Origin of the sequence: Clostridium sp. AM58-1XD, assembly GCF_003464085.1 — a bacterium.
GTDB lineage: Bacteria > Bacillota > Clostridia > Lachnospirales > Lachnospiraceae > Lachnoclostridium_A.
On sequence record NZ_QSDR01000041.1, the window covers coordinates 1 to 16,248 of the forward strand.

12 protein-coding genes and 1 pseudogene are annotated in these 16,248 nt (G+C 47.2%); 7 read left to right on the forward strand and 6 right to left on the reverse strand.

The genetic code is table 11. From position 1 onward, the window contains the following. The first annotated feature begins 373 nt into the window (after positions 1-373). The 3 genes from DXA13_RS18400 to DXA13_RS18410 all read left to right on the forward strand — a co-directional run bounded on the left by DXA13_RS18400 (position 374) and on the right by DXA13_RS18410 (position 2,956). Complete coding sequence (locus tag DXA13_RS18400; RefSeq protein WP_118246504.1) at positions 374-1,606, forward strand: RtcB family protein; 1,233 nt, start codon at positions 374-376, stop codon at positions 1,604-1,606. Between the two features lie 4 nt (positions 1,607-1,610). Next, the gene (locus tag DXA13_RS18405; protein ID WP_118246505.1) at positions 1,611-1,922 is read left to right on the forward strand and encodes a hypothetical protein; all 312 of its coding nucleotides are present in this window, start codon (positions 1,611-1,613) and stop codon (positions 1,920-1,922) included. A gap of 77 nt (positions 1,923-1,999) precedes the next feature. Continuing rightward, entirely contained in the window at positions 2,000-2,956 is a 957-nt protein-coding gene (locus DXA13_RS18410; RefSeq protein ID WP_118246506.1) for a hypothetical protein, read from the forward strand. On the opposite strand, the gene DXA13_RS18415 is transcribed toward DXA13_RS18410, so the two are convergent. The 5 genes from DXA13_RS18415 to DXA13_RS18435 form a co-directional block, all read right to left on the reverse strand. Continuing rightward, positions 2,938-3,663 carry an ElyC/SanA/YdcF family protein gene (locus tag DXA13_RS18415; RefSeq protein ID WP_118246507.1) on the reverse strand — a complete coding sequence of 242 codons (726 nt, stop codon included), beginning with the start codon at positions 3,661-3,663 and terminating at the stop codon, positions 2,938-2,940. The genes DXA13_RS18410 and DXA13_RS18415 overlap by 19 nt on opposite strands. A gap of 52 nt (positions 3,664-3,715) precedes the next feature. Beyond that, the gene (locus DXA13_RS18420; protein WP_118246508.1) at positions 3,716-4,597 is read right to left on the reverse strand and encodes a DMT family transporter; all 882 of its coding nucleotides are present in this window, start codon (positions 4,595-4,597) and stop codon (positions 3,716-3,718) included. Further along, positions 4,597-4,857, reverse strand: coding sequence for a DUF3795 domain-containing protein (locus tag DXA13_RS18425; RefSeq protein ID WP_118246509.1), 261 nt, complete (start codon positions 4,855-4,857; stop codon positions 4,597-4,599). The genes DXA13_RS18420 and DXA13_RS18425 overlap by 1 nt, the downstream gene beginning before the upstream one ends. Before the next feature lie 83 nt (positions 4,858-4,940). After that, positions 4,941-6,617, reverse strand: a complete 1,677-nt coding sequence (locus DXA13_RS18430; RefSeq protein WP_118246510.1) for a hypothetical protein — start codon at positions 6,615-6,617, stop codon at positions 4,941-4,943. Next, entirely contained in the window at positions 6,614-6,907 is a 294-nt protein-coding gene (locus tag DXA13_RS18435; protein ID WP_118246511.1) for a RyR domain-containing protein, read from the reverse strand. The genes DXA13_RS18430 and DXA13_RS18435 overlap by 4 nt, the downstream gene beginning before the upstream one ends. 380 nt (positions 6,908-7,287) lie before the next feature. Between DXA13_RS18435 and DXA13_RS18440 the strand changes: the two genes are divergently transcribed. The 4 genes from DXA13_RS18440 (at position 7,288) to DXA13_RS18455 (ending at position 14,430) form a co-directional block, all read left to right on the forward strand. Next, positions 7,288-10,320, forward strand: coding sequence for a TIR domain-containing protein (locus DXA13_RS18440; protein WP_118246512.1), 3,033 nt, complete (start codon positions 7,288-7,290; stop codon positions 10,318-10,320). Between the two features lie 350 nt (positions 10,321-10,670). After that, complete coding sequence (locus DXA13_RS18445; protein WP_118246513.1) at positions 10,671-11,078, forward strand: Rrf2 family transcriptional regulator; 408 nt, start codon at positions 10,671-10,673, stop codon at positions 11,076-11,078. Positions 11,079-11,281: 203 nt separating this feature from the next. Continuing rightward, positions 11,282-13,195, forward strand: a complete 1,914-nt coding sequence (locus tag DXA13_RS18450) for an acyl-CoA dehydrogenase family protein (RefSeq protein WP_118246514.1) — start codon at positions 11,282-11,284, stop codon at positions 13,193-13,195. A 20-nt stretch (positions 13,196-13,215) separates the two neighbouring features. Beyond that, entirely contained in the window at positions 13,216-14,430 is a 1,215-nt protein-coding gene (locus DXA13_RS18455; RefSeq protein WP_118246515.1) for an FprA family A-type flavoprotein, read from the forward strand. A 60-nt stretch (positions 14,431-14,490) separates the two neighbouring features. On the opposite strand, the pseudogene DXA13_RS18460 reads toward DXA13_RS18455, so the two are convergent. Continuing rightward, positions 14,491-16,235: pseudogene (locus tag DXA13_RS18460) on the reverse strand (NADH-dependent [FeFe] hydrogenase, group A6). Positions 16,236-16,248 lie beyond the last annotated feature (13 nt).

The window sequence follows — 16,248 nt, forward strand, 5'->3', positions numbered from 1 at the left end:
AATAATAACCGCGCTGCGGATATTATTCCGTATTTTCTCCGAAAATATGGTGCCTCCGGCGGAATAAAGCGCACGGATTTCTGCGGTGAACGCAGAAACCGAGATGCGCAGGAATAATAACCGCGCTGCGGATATTATTCCGTATTTTCTCCGAAAATATGGTGCCTCCGGCGGAATAAAGCGCACGTATTTCTGCGGTGAACGCAGAAACCGAGATGCGCAGGAATAATTCCATAAAAAGGAAGTTCGCAACTTTTTTTAAATGATAATACCGGAAGAAACCGCTAAAATGCAGATGTAAGGTCACAGTTCACTGAGTGAACAGCAATAAAGTACAAAAAATGAAAACAAATATTGGAAAGGATGTGACGATATGTTTGTACTGAAGGATGACAAGATGAGATGGCCCATAAAGGTGTGGCTGGACAGCGGAAAGGATTTGGAGGCGAGCTGCCTGGAACAGGCGTATCACCTTTCTGAACTGCCATTTCTTCATAAATGGGTATGCCTTATGCCGGATACACATACGGGGAAAGGAATGCCGATCGGCGGAGTGATCGCTGCTAAAGATGTTATCATTCCTAACGCAGTCGGAGTCGACATCGGCTGCGGGATGGCCTATGTGGGAACAAATATTAAGACAGAAGAAATCAGGGATATTCAGACGGGAAACGGGACGCTGATTCAGGGAATCATCGGAGATATCCTGAGAAATGTACCTGTAGGGTTTGCACACCACAAAATGGAGATGCCGTGCTATACTCTGGATAAGGCATTTGACGAGTTTGATAAATTTGAAAAGGACGGGGAGCTTCTGGGCCAGCTGGAGGCAGGCTATTATCAGGTTGGAACGCTGGGAGGCGGCAACCATTTCATCGAGCTTCAGGAAGATGAGGAAGGGTATCTGTCTATTATGATTCATACGGGAAGCCGCCACTTCGGAAAGAGCGTTTGTGACTATTTCCACCAGAAGGCGAGGGATCTGAACGCCAGATGGCACAGCCAGGTTCCGGACGAATACCGTCTGGCATTCCTGCCGGTGGATACGGAAGAAGGAAGGCAGTATTTAAACTGGATGGGGCTCTCTCTGGATTTTGCCACGGAAAACCGAGAAAAAATCATGCTGTCTGTTAAGGCCATTATGGAAAAATGGATTGGAAAATATACAGATCTGACGCTGGAATTTTCCGGTGACATCAACTGCCATCACAATTATGCTTCTTTGGAGAAACATTACGGCGAGGAGGTATGGGTCCACAGAAAGGGCGCCACAAGGGCTATGGAAGGGGAAATTGCAGTGATTCCAGGTGCGATGGGCTCTTACAGCTATGTGGTCAGGGGAAAAGGAAATCAGGAGAGCTTTTGCTCTTCGTCTCATGGAGCAGGAAGACGGTATTCGAGGAAAGGCGCCATGAATGAATTCTCCTGTGAAGAGGTCATTTTGGACCTCCGCAGCCAGGGCGTTGTGCTGGGCAAAAAGAATAAAGCAGATGTGGCGGAGGAAAGCCGCTTCGCGTATAAGGATATCGATGTGGTGATGGAAAATCAGAGGGATTTGGTGGAGCCGGTAAAAAAGCTTCATACAATCGGAGTTGTGAAAGGGTGACGTCATGTTTGGACTTAAACGTAAAATGGAAAAGGAAGCAGTCGAGTTGATCCAGATGCTGGATCCGGAAGGAAAGCTGTGGTGCAGCTCGGCTGCACTCATATCGGTTAAAGGAAAAGGCGTTTTGAAGAAGGAGGTAAGGGGAGTCAGCGGAGATGAAAATTATGGTGATTATGCCACAGCGCTGACGCTGAATAAAACGCCTCTCGTTCAGATGGAAGAGCGGTTCTGCCTACATGCGCCGGCATCCTTGCCGCCGGATACGGGGTTGAATATGCAGAGCAGAAAGAGATCGGAGAAACAGGAGAACGGCTGAACAGTGACTTTATTTCCCTCCAGGACTCAGTGGAACGAATGGCGCCCCTTCTAAAACTTTTGGAGTCAGGCATATATGTGATTGCGGACATGATGGTTTGTCCCACTGACGGCGAAGGAAGATTTTACTGGGATATTCCAGACAGAGCGGCAGTATACCAGGCTTCGGCAGACTGTATCTATACTCAGGCGTTTCACTGCGAATCAGGACTTCCCGTATACCTCTATCCGACTCAGGGAGCAGACAGAATGAATTCTCAGAGAGTGGAGTATTACAGGCAGAAATATCGGGAATACGGGAATAAAGACAGGATTCCAAGGGCAGTTGCTTATCATATCTGCGGAAGTATGGGGGCATTGCTGGACGGCCATCATAAGGTATGTGCGGCGGCATTGGAAGGAGAGCTGGTCCGCTGCCTGACGATCATTCCGTTCGGCGGGTTTACATACAGAGTAGACGGTGCTGGAAAAGACAGGACTCTGATGAAACAGAACGCCGTATTTGCAGGAATAGAAATCAATTTTCAGGAACTGGACGGCAGGATAAGAAAAGAACTGGAGATGGAGGAGGAGCGGCACAGAAATGCATACCACGGTGTGAACGAGGCAGCAGCGATCGAAAACGGACCATTAGTCACAAGGGCATGGGAACCGGAATACGCCAGATGTGCATGCCGGTATCCGGATGCAGAAGAATATGCGGAAATTCTGGCGAGCGGAATGAAAGACAGCAGATCTATTACAGATGAAGACATAAAAGAATCCCTCCTGGACTGCTCCAGAGAGGGAGATGAACGTTTTTCCGCTCTGCTGTCTCTTTTGACCATTGATGGTGACAGCAGGCTGAAAAATGTGGCTATGAAATGCATTGAAAACAGAAAAGACTATGGACTTCAGAAGAAAGCTTTCCGGAGCCTGCTCCAGTTAAAGGAAGATCAGGAAGTGGAAGAGTTCCTGATCCGTTATCTTGTAGAGGAACCTGTTGTTGGAGATAAGCTGCGGGATCTGGCGTACAGCTATTTTGAAGAACCATGATCATTCGTAGCGTTTCCATTGCCGCCAATAGGAATTGCATCCCCCAGATACGTAGGCTCCGGCTTGAACATACAGTATAGAAAGTCCTTGTCGCGGGCCAGTATTTCCCGGACGTTCCGGTATGTCTGGCCACCATAGCTGTGCAGGTCGGCAGGAACGCCGTAGGCATCCAGGCCAAGGCTTCTGGCAGCATAGACGGCCCGGTAAAGATGATAGCGCTGAGTGACAATTACTACCTTTTCCGCCTGAAATATATCACGGGCCCGGTACATACTTTCATAAGTGGAGAATCCAGCGTGATCCATAAAAACATGATCGGAAGGGAGTCCCTGTTCAACGGCATAGTCTTTCATGGTATTTACTTCGTCGTAATCAATACGGCCGTGATCTCCGCTTACAAGCAGCCTGTCGGAAATGCCGGCTTTCCACAGGCTGATCCCGGTGTCCATTCTGTCGGCAAGCATCCCGCTCATGGCGCCGTTATTTCTCACAAGGCAGCCGAGGACCAGGATACAGTCGGTATCTTTCAGATTTTCAGCCTCATCAGGAGTGAGAATATAACGGTTTCCCTGGGCAACAACGTAGAAATTGATGCCCAGCGCAAGGGCTGCGGCAAGCAGGCCTGCTTTCACGAGCAGAAGGAAAAAGCGCAGAAATGATCTGCGGGGAGCAGCGGGCATACCGCTTTTATTTTTATTACGAATCATATGACAGCTCCTTTGTATGGTCTTTCCTGCTCATAGGAGGCAGGGATTCGAATTACGCTTTGGCATAATCGTTCTTGGACGGCCTGGATTTGAGTTCGTAAAGGCAGGTAAATCCCAGGATCAGCACAGCCCCGGCTCCCTGAAGAATCTGTACAGGTTCATGAAAAACGAAAACAGAGACGAGGATGGCGACAAATGGGTCGATATAGCTTAGGATTGCCGTCTGCTGTCCTTTTAATTCTTTGATAGAGGAAAAATACAGGCAGTAACAGATTCCTGTATGCAGTATGCCGATCGCAAGGAGGTTGGCAAGGCTGAACAGCGAGCTGTTCTGAATGTGAAATCCCCCATGAAAGACGATAATAATGAAAAGCAGTGCAATCGCTCCGGCAAACTGGATTACCGTACGTTCCAGACCATTTCCCTCACATATAAATTTATTCATCAGAATGACACTTGCATAAAAGCAGGCGGCGCCCAGGCCGTACAGGATGCCGCGTAAACTACCCATGTTCAGATTCTGTCCGCCGCCAATCACGAGAAACAGACCGGTGGTAGCCATAAGGAAGCAGAAAAACTGAAACAGCGTCATTTTTTCCTTGAAAAGAAGAGGACAAAGCGCCATTACAATGACCGGCGCGAAATAATAAGCCAGGGTGGCGGCGGCCACGCTGGTATATTCATATGCCATGAAAAGGAGCACCCAGTTTAAACCAATTGCCATTCCGGAAAAGAGAAGGAGCAGCTTCTGACTGCGTGAAATCGCGTGGAATGGCTGCCGTATGATCAGCTTTTGGACGGCGAAGAGCACGGTAATTGCTATCAGGCCCCGCCAGAATGCCATTTCCAGAGAACTTAAGCTAATGTTTCGGACAAAGATGGACAGAGTGCCAAATACACTCATGGCAATGATATTCTTTGTTTTTGCATTCATTAGTTCTCTTCCATCCATTTCCTGCACTGTTCAAGTTTAGGTGCCGGGTCATACCCTTCCTCTACTCCCATAGTGGAAAGCGTCTCACATGGAAAGTCGGGACATTCCCCACAGTGATTCAGCTCTTTTTCCTCACAGCATGATTTTACTGCGCAGTCACCGCCCCAGAATGGTTTTTCCATATTCAGGCATCCATTACATCCGACTTCATCTCTTCTGGTGCACTGAGTGCAGCAGATACCACATCTTGATTCAAACATAAATTCTCCTTTCGTAAAATGCACTTTGTGATATTGTATCCAGTGACGCGTACATCGTAAATTGCAAAATTTTCTTAGAATTCCTACATTTTGGTGACTGCGGATGCAGAAATCTTATCATACCATGCAGATGTATCCTCCACCAGCATGATCTCCGCCAGTTCCTCCGCTACCGTATTGATTATCTCTAACGGAACACCATGCTCCAGGTCCTGAAGCTGTTGTACCCGGTCTAACTCTTCCGAGAGCTGGGCCCCCATCCTCTCATGATTTCTGGAATGATAGCGGTAATTACACTGGCCGAGCTTGGAACTGAAGTAGGAAGCCCAGGCCGGTAAAAGAAGCGCTGCCATATTGGCAAATGATCGCACGAAGCTGGTGGTAGAAATACCATTGGACGATCCGGATAACGGCATATATACGATTGCAAACTGTAAGACCGCTCTTAAGATCACCACGACAAATCCAATAGAAAATATCCATTTATTCCATTTTTCCAGGCTGTCCGCGACACGGCCATAACGTGCCGCCGATTCCTGATGGTACGCCACCTGGTCTTTTAACATTTCTGATACATGGTTGAGCAACTCTTCGGTATCTTTCTGATCCACGTTCATGGAACATGGATGAACCTCCCGGATCACACCACGGGCCAAGTTGTAGATTTCACGATTTTTTCCGCTGAGTTTTCTGATATCCAGGCTGACCCCGTATGGTATAAAATGCAGGAACACGCGGAACATCTCTGCAATATAGCGGTCATTTAAAAATCCCTGATGCCACTGCTGCACCTTTTTGTCTCTGGATAAACCATAAACATACAGATTCAAAAGCCCGTGAACCAAGAAACCTGCCCCTGCTAAAACTGCCCACGGACTAATTCCCGCCGCCGGCAGATAGGCATAGCTAAACAGCGTCTCCGCATAAAAACCGATAGCCAGGAAAACGGTGGTGATCATCGGCAGGATCGCACGCCAGTAGATGACTGCCCGGTATCTGTCGCTCAGTTCAATTGCCGACTGGTCGAATTTTTGAAATTGTCTGAGCAGCGCGATATGTACTTCTTTTTTGACCGAATCTTGATCGGAAAAATCAAAACCTTCTTTCAGTAAAATGTCGAAATCTGCTGGCATCTTACCTGCCTGTGCTTTGTGTTTCCGCAGAAAATTTTGCTGCAGTCTGGCGCCCAGGTCGATTAACGGGCTTCTTTCCCCCGTCTGGCAATTTGGCTTTACTTCTTCTGAATTCAGGCTTTCACAGAGATTACGCAGGCGGTTTGGTCCATATTTATCAAAATAGGTTTCCTGCGACCAGTAGATCTGGTTCGTTTCGGAAGAAATCCAGACACAAGGTGTCTTCTTTCGATGTGCCATTTGAATTAATTCCCAGGTAGCTCCTTTAAATTCCGTAAGCGACTCATTCCAGACAATCAGCAGCAAATCAGACTGGGAACAGAGCCACTCGCCTGCGATGGATCGCAGCGGACTGTCCAGCCTCACAAGCGATTCGCACTCTCCAGACCACTCTTCAACGGCTTTGTCCAGGCAACAGACCTGCAGAGGAAAGTCTCCGAGTTTTGCCCGATCTTTCCACCGGCTTTCTGTGTATGCAGGGCTGGCCAGCATCCTGATTGCTGAACCTTTCCCGCTTTTTTCTAAAAATAGATACCCCTTAATCTGGCCGATCAGCTCGTCAATCTGCTGATATATTTTCTGGTCATCCGGCAGATCGCCGGCTACAGCCAATTGAAACGTTATCATTTTAAATCCTCCTTTTTTATCTGATATCCCATTTTCAGTAAAGTTTTAACAGTTTGAATCACCGTTGCACGGTCCAAATCCTTCTCTTCTTCTGACAAACTGTCATACGGAGCGAGACATGGGTGCAGTTTCTTGTCTCCGTCATATACAGCGCCGTAGCGCCAACCTGTTTCAATCCGCTTTTGAGACCATACTTCATGAATATTTTGAGACACAGTTTCCAATGAATTCTGAAGTTCTTCATCTAATAGAACAGTGCTCGTATCCAGCGGTCTTGGTATGTATTTCATGTACGTGTTATCCCCCTTTTCCAGAGCTTTTCTTATAAATCCGATTTCCTATATATCAGGGCGTAACTTGAGTAGATTGACTTTTTTCTCACGTAAGCTCCGGAGTGATATCATGGCTTGAACCGCGTGATCATTCCCGCCGGAAGGTCTGCAAAGTATACCCTGAATTATTGTCGAGCGGGTGCTACTCTAAAGAATTATATCATATTTAACATTAATTCTATATATATTTTGATTATCCTTTTTAAATTTGATATAATTAGTTTCAATGTAAGAAATAGTACTTAGTTAATCAAAAACATGTAATAAATACATTCGTTATCAATAGGGTGTGGTGTTTATCGGCTCCCTGGGGAATTAAAGAGAAGGAGAAATTCATTATGGATGACCGAAATTATATATACGACGCTTTCATATCGTACAGGCATCGTCCGGTAGATAAGGAAATCGCTATCCGGCTGCAGTCTCTGTTAGAAAATTACCATCCGCCAAAAGGAATTAAAGGACATGCCATACGTATATTTCGCGATCAGAGCGAACTGCCTACCAGCAATGATTTGGGGAGCGACATACGGAATGCACTGGAACAATCCAACTATTTAATTGTAATTTGTTCTGAAGCAACCAGAGAATCTCATTGGTGTATGGAGGAAATCCGACAGTTTAAAGCTCTTCATGGTGGTGCCACCAGCCATATTCTGCCTTTACTGGTGGACGGTGAACCGGGCGATATATTCCCTGACGAACTGAAAGTGGAAGCATACACATATATGGATGAGGCAGGCATTTTGAAGACCGGGGAGAGGGAAGTGGAACCGCTGTGCGCCGATGTACGCGCTGACACTTTGGCAAAACAGAAAAAGCTTTTAAGGACAGAATTTCTGCGGCTGGCAGCGCCTATCTTAAACTGTTCCTTTGATTCCCTTTATCAGCGTCAGCAGCGCAGAAAAACAAGACGCTTAATGGTTGGTAGTCTGGCTGCCCTGACCGCCGTAACCTCCTTCGCTGTCTACAGCAATATCCTGCTGCGGCAGATTTCCGGTAAGCAGGAGCAGCTTCTCACTAATGAATCAAAAAGCTTGAGCTTTTACTCAGAGCAGGAACGTAAGAATGGCGATTTGCGGCTGGCAATGCTGCTGGCCAGACAGGCCCTGCCCCAGGACCCCGATCGTCCGGAACGCCCCTTCCTTCCCGAGGCGGAAACTGCTCTGCGCAGCGCGGTAACGCAGCTGCTGTATATGGAGAATGGGGAAAAGTACTATATGGATATCGATATTTCCATGACCATGGATAAGGTAGGCATAGAAGAATTTTCCACCGATGAAAGCCGGATGCTTGTGTCGGATGAAACCACATATTATTTGTATGACATGATCAATGGGATGCTGCTGAGAAAGTGGGACGCCGATACAATCGCGTGGGATCCGGATCTGCGCTATGTATTAAGCGGAGAGAATAATATGTTTTCCGTGGATGGAAGCACTGATTATCAGCTTACAGACACTCAGAGCGGCGAAATATTATATACGGCAAGCTTCGTGCCCTCAAGTGGCTGGCTCGGTGCAGTCTATGATACTGAAAAACAGCAGTTCTACCTATATGAGATTGAAAATTGGAGGACAGATGAAGCGTTTTGCAGCGCTGTAATAAAAACAGATGGCTCCACACTGCCCGTTGATACGGCTGATCCTGATCATATTCAGGACCTGGTCAGCCAGCGCTCACATTACTCTGCGGCCTTTGGAGACGCTTTTCCTAAATCCTCCTCAAAAGGTACATTTTCGGTTGCCTATTCTACAGATGACCGGACAGCCCACATTTTGGATACAGCGACCGGAAAAGAAATCCTGTCCGTTAAGTCCCTCAATGAGTTCAGCGCAAATCTATCCTTTTCTAAGGATGAGAAATATTTAGCAGTTACTGAGGGAGGTAATGGATATGTTTACCGGCTGCCGACAAAAACGGATGCTCTCTGTACGGAAGTCTTTTGTTATCCCGGCGCTGAGAGGATAGTGCTTAGCTATGATAACAGTCTGCTGGCGGTTACCTATGGGAGTATAATGGGTGTATATAGAACTGCATCTACAAAACTAATCGCCGACTGGGAAAATCACAATGGCGGAAAAACGCCGTTGTGGCTTAATGTTGGTGTTGCTCACTATTATGATACAAATCCGGTTTTTGATGGTGTTGCTTCCTTTTCTGATACAAGTCCGGTTTTTTATGTCCAGGCGGAGAGGCAGATCGCGAAATACAGATATAACTCTGAAAAACTTACAGACAACGGTGTGTGTGTGGATGGCGAACTGATATTGTCAGATAGTGGGAAATCAGCTCTTTATGTGAAGGGAATAGACGGTGTTTCTTTGTATGATACGGCAGCAGGAAAATGTCTTGCTAAAATAACAGGCAGTGAGGAACCTATTAATTATACCATAGGCTTAAACGCCTTTCATAAAATGATCTATTCCTATAGAAATGGAAAGTTTCTTTATTATACACATACACAGGGTGGAAAGATTGCTATGTGGGACGGGGACAGCGGCGTCTGTCTGTGGGAAATTCCCATGGAAGAAGGTCCGGTTACCGTCGGCATCTCCGAAGAAGGGGATCTGGCAGTTTGCGGGATGGCTGACGGGACTATAGAAATCCGTTCTGCCACAGACGGCGCTGTCAGGGATACCCTGACCTTTTCTGCTGGAGAACCGAAGCAGATCGCAGCCGCCGGCGGCCGGTTACTGGTATGGAATGAAAAAGCTGCCAATGTATACGATTTATCCACATGCAGAAAGGTATTTTCAAAAAAGGCTAAGGAGGATGATTTTGGTGATTTTTATACTGCCCGATCCGATGAGCCAAGCCTGACTCCAGATGGATTTTTGTTCCTAAAGGGCGGGAGTTCCCTCTCTGTCTACAACCTGAATACAGGTACAGAATTGCTTAGAGAGCGCGATAATGGCGGCTCATATTGCTATTCCCCTCAACAGAAGCAGATAGCTTATCGTGATAATGGCGCCGGATGGGGATATTCTCCTTATATTAGTTTACTGCAGTTTGAAGATGATTCGCTTGTTGAAACCAATCGAATTTATCCGCAGGACGCCCAATGCGACTTTGAGATGGATTCTTCTGGTGATTTCATCTGTTTACGGAATGGAAATACAGGATTTGAAATTTATTCTCTGCCAGATGGTATCAAGCGTCTTGGGATCAATATCAACAATCTGGCTTTACGTGGCGGCCGGATATATGACCTGGGAAACTGGGATATTGACAAAGGTTCCCCGCTTACCAGTTTCCCTTATCTGCAGGGGAAGGAACTACTGGAAACCGCTGATAATTATTTAAATGGCGGGACACGGCCGAGAGAACTGACACAGGAGGAGAAGGAGCGTTTCTTCATCTCCGAATAAGACGGCAGGACAGGTTTTTGAATAGGAAAAATGACATCATAGGTATTCATAAGCAGTACATTTTTTTCATCCAAGACGAGGGTGTTGCAAAAAGCCGAATCAGTGGCAATGCTTTATTCCTTTTTGCAACACCCTCGTGCTTTCTATAAGATTTATGCAGAAACAATAGAAAAGAGTGTAACAATGGGATTTATCGAGTTTCCGAGATTGCCCGAAAAAAGAAATGAGGCATATAAATAGATTTGCGCCGTTAAGCAGGTGATTGAAAAAGCCTGATTATGGGAAAATAAACTTGACAAATTTAGTCCAGATTGATATAGTAGAAACAGAAAGACCGGGGAGGTTTTGGATTGCTGATTACACGGGAAACGGATTATGCGCTGCGTATTCTCAGAACTCTGTCACTGGGAAGAAATTATACGGCAGGAGAGCTGGCAACAGAGGAAGATCTGCCGCAGAAATTTGCATATAAGATTATAAAAAAACTGGAAAAGGCAGGTATTGTGCAGATTATCCGGGGAGCGAACGGCGGCTGCCGTCTGGCTGCAGATTTGACGAAAGTAAGTTTGTACGATCTGATCGATGCGGTGGAGACGAAAGCATGCTTGACATCATGTATGAATCCTGACTACGTATGTGAGTGGCGCGAAGCGAAGGGTATGTGCAGGATTCACAGCCAGTTGTGTCGCGTACAGAATGCAATTGATGAAGAGTTGAAATCTCATAGCCTCTACTGGGTGCTGTTTGGCAGAGAATAACGAAAAAGAGAATAATGGAATGTGTACTGGATAAGTGAGTCTGAAATATTGGTAAGGAAGGAGAGGAGTGTATAAATAAAAGTGGATAAAAATTATCCAGTATAAAAAAGAAAAATCGTCATATGATGTATAAGACTTTCATGGATTTACAAGAGGGGTACATAAATGTGTTAAGAATGATATAAGGAGAAGGAGGAATCGATATGCTGTTTAGAACGACACAGGAACATGAGGATTTCAGACAAAAGATCAGAAAGTTTGCAGAAGATGAAGTAAAACCACAGGCATTTCTGCTGGACAGGGACAATGAATTTCCGTCAGAAGCAGTTGCGAAGATGGGTCAAATGGGATGGATGGGAATTCCATACCCAAAGGAATATGGAGGCGCCGGCCTGGACATACTTAGTTATGCGATCGCAGTAGAAGAGCTTTCCAGAGTGGACGGCGGTACGGGAGTTATTTTGTCCGCTCATGTATCACTTGGTTCCTGGCCGATTTTTGCATTTGGTACAGAAGAACAGAAGCAGAAATATCTTGTTCCACTTGCAAAGGGAGAAAAGATCGGAGCTTTTGGACTTACTGAGCCGAATGCAGGCTCTGATGCAGGAGGAACAGAAACGACGGCTGTTTTGAAGGGAGATTATTATCTTCTGAACGGCGGAAAGATTTTTATAACGAACGCGCCGAAGGCCGATACATATGTGGTTTTTGCAGTCACCACTCCGGATATCGGGACAAGAGGAATTTCTGCCTTTATCGTTGAAAAGGGCTGGGAAGGTTTTGAATTCGGCGATCACTATGATAAAATGGGAATCCGCTCCTCGTCTACGGCAGAGCTGATTTTCAACAATGTAAAGGTTCCTAAAGAGAATTTGCTGGGCAAAGAGGGACAGGGATTTAAGATCGCTATGGCTACGCTGGACGGAGGAAGAATCGGTATTGCCTCTCAGGCACTGGGAATTGCTCAGGGAGCGTATGAAAATGCTCTGGCATATTCGAAAGAACGGATTCAGTTCGGAAAGCCGATCTGCCAGCAGCAGATCGTATCATTCAAACTGGCAGACATGGCAACGAAACTCCGCTGTGCCAGATTCCTGATCTACAGTGCGGCAGAACTGAAAGAAGAACATGAATCATATGCGATGGAAGCTGCGATGGCAAAACAGTATGCTTCGGATATCGCTTTGGAAGTAACAAATGATGCGCTTCAGATATTCGGCGGAAGCGGCTATCTGAAAGGCATGGAAGTGGAGCGCGCTTATCGTGACGCAAAAATCACCACAATTTATGAGGGGACAAATGAAATACAGAGAGTGGTTATCGCTGCCCACATTATCGGAAAGATGCCCAAGGAATCAGGCGGCGGCGGACGTATAGTCAAGAAAGCTGCGCCGATCACAGGACTTCGCAAACGTATGATACTGAAAGATGGAGGAGCACAGGAGCGTGTCGACGCACTTGTGGCTGCGCTGAAAAAGGATGGTTACGACTTTACGGTCGGTATTCCGATTGATACGCCGATTCCAAAAGCGGAGCGCGTTGTTTCTGCAGGAAAAGGAATTGGTGAGAAAGAAAACATGGAACTGATTGAAGCGCTGGCTGTACAGGCAGGAGCGGCAATCGGGTCATCCAGACCTGTGGCGGAAACGTTAAAATATGTTCCTCTCGATCGGTATGTAGGCATGTCGGGACAGAAGTTTACCGGAAATTTATATATAGCCTGCGGTATATCGGGCGCAACACAGCATCTTAAAGGGATCAAGGACGCTTCTACGATTGTGGCAATCAATAAGAATGCCGGCGCTCCTATTTTCAAAAACTGTGATTACGGAATTGTGGGCGATGTGATGGAAATTCTTCCGCTGCTTACGAAGGCATTGGATAACGGGGAAGAGAAACAGCCGGCTCCGCCTATGATAAAGATGAAAAGACCAGCTCCGCCGAAGCAGACACCGATTGGAAAGACATATGTATGCGGCGGCTGCGGATATGAATATAATCCGGAACTGGGAGATGAAGATAATGATATCGCTCCAGGTACGCTGTTTGAGAAACTTCCGGAAGACTGGGTATGTCCGGAGTGTGCTGAAGCAAAAGAGATGTTTATTGAGTCATAGTCGGAAAGGAGGCTCACAATATGTATTGTGTAAGGAATATAACGGAAGATTTATACTGGGTAGGGGCCAACGACCACAGGCTTCACCTGTTTGAGAATATACATCCCATCCCAAGAGGCGTTTCCTATAACGCATATCTGCTTCTGGATGAGGAAACCGTGCTGTTTGATACGGTAGACTGGTCGGCATGCCGCCAGCTGCTGGAGAATATGGAGTACCTGCTGAAGGGCAGGGATCTGGATTATCTGGTTATCAATCATATGGAACCTGACCATGGGGCGTCTATCGAAGAAATTCTGCTCAGATACCCGAAGGTTAAGATCATAAGCACGGAAAAGGCATTTATGTTTATGCGGCAGTTCGGCTTTGATGTAGACGGCCGCGAGTTAATCCAGGCCAATGAAGGGGATACGAGGAGCTTTGGAAAACATACGGTTACTTTTGTCCATGCGCCTATGGTACACTGGCCGGAAGCGATGGTTACCTTTGACCTTACAAATGGTGTTCTGTTCTCTGCGGATGCCTTTGGCTCCTTTGGCGCCCTGGACGGCAAACTGTTTAATGATGAAGTGGATTTTGAAAAAGACTGGATAGACGACGCCCGCCGCTATTTCACGAATATCGTTGGAAAATACGGCCCGCACGTTCAGGCCCTGCTGAAAAAGGCGGCGACTCTTGATATAAAGATGGTGTGCCCCCTTCACGGTCCTGTATGGAGATCGAATCTGGGCTGGTTTATCGACAAGTATGATCATTGGAGCCGTTACGAACCGGAGGAAAAAGGGGTGCTGATTGCATACGCTTCCATGTACGGCAATACGGAGGCTGCGGCCCAGGCCCTGGCGGCAAAGCTTTGTGAAAAAGGCATGACGAACGTGGAGGTTTACGACGTGTCAAATACCCACGTATCTCAGCTGATTTCCGAAACATTCCGCCTGAGCCATGTAGTCCTGGCATCCGTAACATATAATCTGGGCATATATCCTGTTATGCACAGCTATCTGATGGATATGAAGGCTCTGAACCTTCAGAAGCGCACGATCGCTATCATAGAAAATGGCTCCTGGGCATGCAGGTCCGGCGACCTCATGCAGAAATTTATCGACGGTGAGATGAAGGATATGACGGTGCTGAACGAACGCCTTTCCCTGGCATCTTCCCTCCATCCTGATAAGGAAACGGAGCTGGATACCCTGGCGGACGGCATCATCGAATCCATGAAAGAAGAAGCATAAAAAATTCCCCATATTTTGTGACTTGGCCACTGCCTCGGAACAAAATATGGGGACATTTTTTTACTTATTTATTTTTCTCTTCACATAACTGGTGTGCAGCAGGTGGTGTGCGCGTTCGCTGCCAGGCTTTCCAAGGTATGTATCATACAGTTCCCTGATAGCTGGATTCTCGTGGGACTTGCGGATTGTGTCAGCCGCATCGTCATCATACAGTACTTTCGCGCGAAGAGCCCGAATATCCACGGTATTACGTACATAGCCAGGCTGCTGAGGCTGGCCGCCGCCATTTACACAGCCGCCCGGGCATCCCATAATTTCGATAAAGTGGTAGGAGGCTTCGCCGGACTGAACCTTATTCAGAAGCTCTCTTGCATTTCCGAGACCGGATGCTACGGCAACTCTGACATCCATACCGGCTACGTGGTAGGTGGCTTCCTTGATGCCCTCAGTACCGCGTACATCGGTAAAATCCAGATTTTCCAGTTCGGTTCCCGTAAGCGTTTCGACAGCTGTACGGAGAGCGGCCTCCATGACGCCGCCGGTGGCTCCAAAGATCGTACCGGCACCAGTGCTTAAACCAAGAGGCGCATCGAAATCCTCATCTGGCAGCTGGTTGAATTTAATGCCGCATTTGCGGATTAAACGAGCCAGTTCCCTTGTAGTCATGGCAAAGTCTACGTCTGGAAGACCGGTTCCGGCTTCGTCGTCACGGCCGATTTCGAATTTCTTGGCAGTACATGGCATCACGCTGACAGATACGATATCCTTCGGATCGATTCCTGCCTTTTCAGCATAGTAGGATTTGGCAATAGCGCCAAACATCTGCTGAGGAGACTTGCAGGAAGAAAGGTTCTCTGTCATGTCAGGGAAGTAGTGCTCACAGTATTTAACCCAGCCTGGAGAGCAGGAAGTGATGAGCGGCAGAACGCCGCCGTTCTGAACGCGGTCCAGGAATTCATGAGCTTCTTCCATAATCGTAAGATCAGCAGCAAAGTCGGTATCAAATACCTTATCGAAGCCGACGCGCCTTAAGGCAGCCGCCATCTTGCCTTCCGTATTCGTACCGATCGGGTAGCCGAATTCTTCGCCCAGCGCCGCGCGTACCGAAGGAGCAGTCTGTACGACTACATGCTTTGTCGGATCAGCAATGGCTGCAAGAACGTCATCGGTGCAGTCCTTCTCGGAAAGAGCGCCTGTAGGACAGACTGCAATACACTGACCGCAGGAAACACAGCTTGTTTCTCCCAGGCCCATATCGAAAGCAGATCCGATAAATGTTGCAAAGCCGCGCATGTTCGGTCCGATTACGCCGATACCCTGTACCTTTTCGCATACGGCTGTACAGCGGCGGCACAGAATACACTTGCTGTTATCGCGGATCATGTGGGCAGCGCTCGTATCGATGGAGGATGGCGTTTTTTCTCCGTCATAAAAGCCTCATCTTCGATGCCCAGTTCCTTACAGAGGTTCTGCAGCTCGCAGTTGCCGCTTCGTACACAGGAAAGACATTTGCGTTCATGGTTGGAAAGGAGGAGCTGAAGGCTCTTTTTCCTGGAGTCAACAACTTTTGGAGTGTTGGTCAGGACTTCCATCCCTTCATTAATTGGATAAACGCAGGCAGGCACAAGGCTGCGCGCGCCTTTTACTTCTACGATACACATCCGGCATGCGCCGATTTCATTGATTTCTTTTAAGTAGCATAAAGTCGGAATTTCGATACCGGCAAGTCTGGCCGCTTCCAGAATGGTGGAGCCGGCCGGAGCGCTGACTTCTATGCCGTTAATTTTAATTGTAATATTCTCCATAGTGGTTCTCCTC

Coding starts and splice junctions, on each gene's coding strand:
- DXA13_RS18400 (WP_118246504.1), top strand. CDS start 374: ATGTTTGTACTGAAGGATGACAAGATGAGATGGCCCATAAAGGTGTGG.
- DXA13_RS18405 (WP_118246505.1), top strand. CDS start 1,611: ATGTTTGGACTTAAACGTAAAATGGAAAAGGAAGCAGTCGAGTTGATC.
- DXA13_RS18415 (WP_118246507.1), bottom strand. CDS start 3,663: ATGATTCGTAATAAAAATAAAAGCGGTATGCCCGCTGCTCCCCGCAGA.
- DXA13_RS18420 (WP_118246508.1), bottom strand. CDS start 4,597: ATGAATGCAAAAACAAAGAATATCATTGCCATGAGTGTATTTGGCACT.
- DXA13_RS18425 (WP_118246509.1), bottom strand. CDS start 4,857: ATGTTTGAATCAAGATGTGGTATCTGCTGCACTCAGTGCACCAGAAGA.
- DXA13_RS18430 (WP_118246510.1), bottom strand. CDS start 6,617: ATGATAACGTTTCAATTGGCTGTAGCCGGCGATCTGCCGGATGACCAG.
- DXA13_RS18435 (WP_118246511.1), bottom strand. CDS start 6,907: ATGAAATACATACCAAGACCGCTGGATACGAGCACTGTTCTATTAGAT.
- DXA13_RS18440 (WP_118246512.1), top strand. CDS start 7,288: ATGGATGACCGAAATTATATATACGACGCTTTCATATCGTACAGGCAT.
- DXA13_RS18450 (WP_118246514.1), top strand. CDS start 11,282: ATGCTGTTTAGAACGACACAGGAACATGAGGATTTCAGACAAAAGATC.
- DXA13_RS18455 (WP_118246515.1), top strand. CDS start 13,216: ATGTATTGTGTAAGGAATATAACGGAAGATTTATACTGGGTAGGGGCC.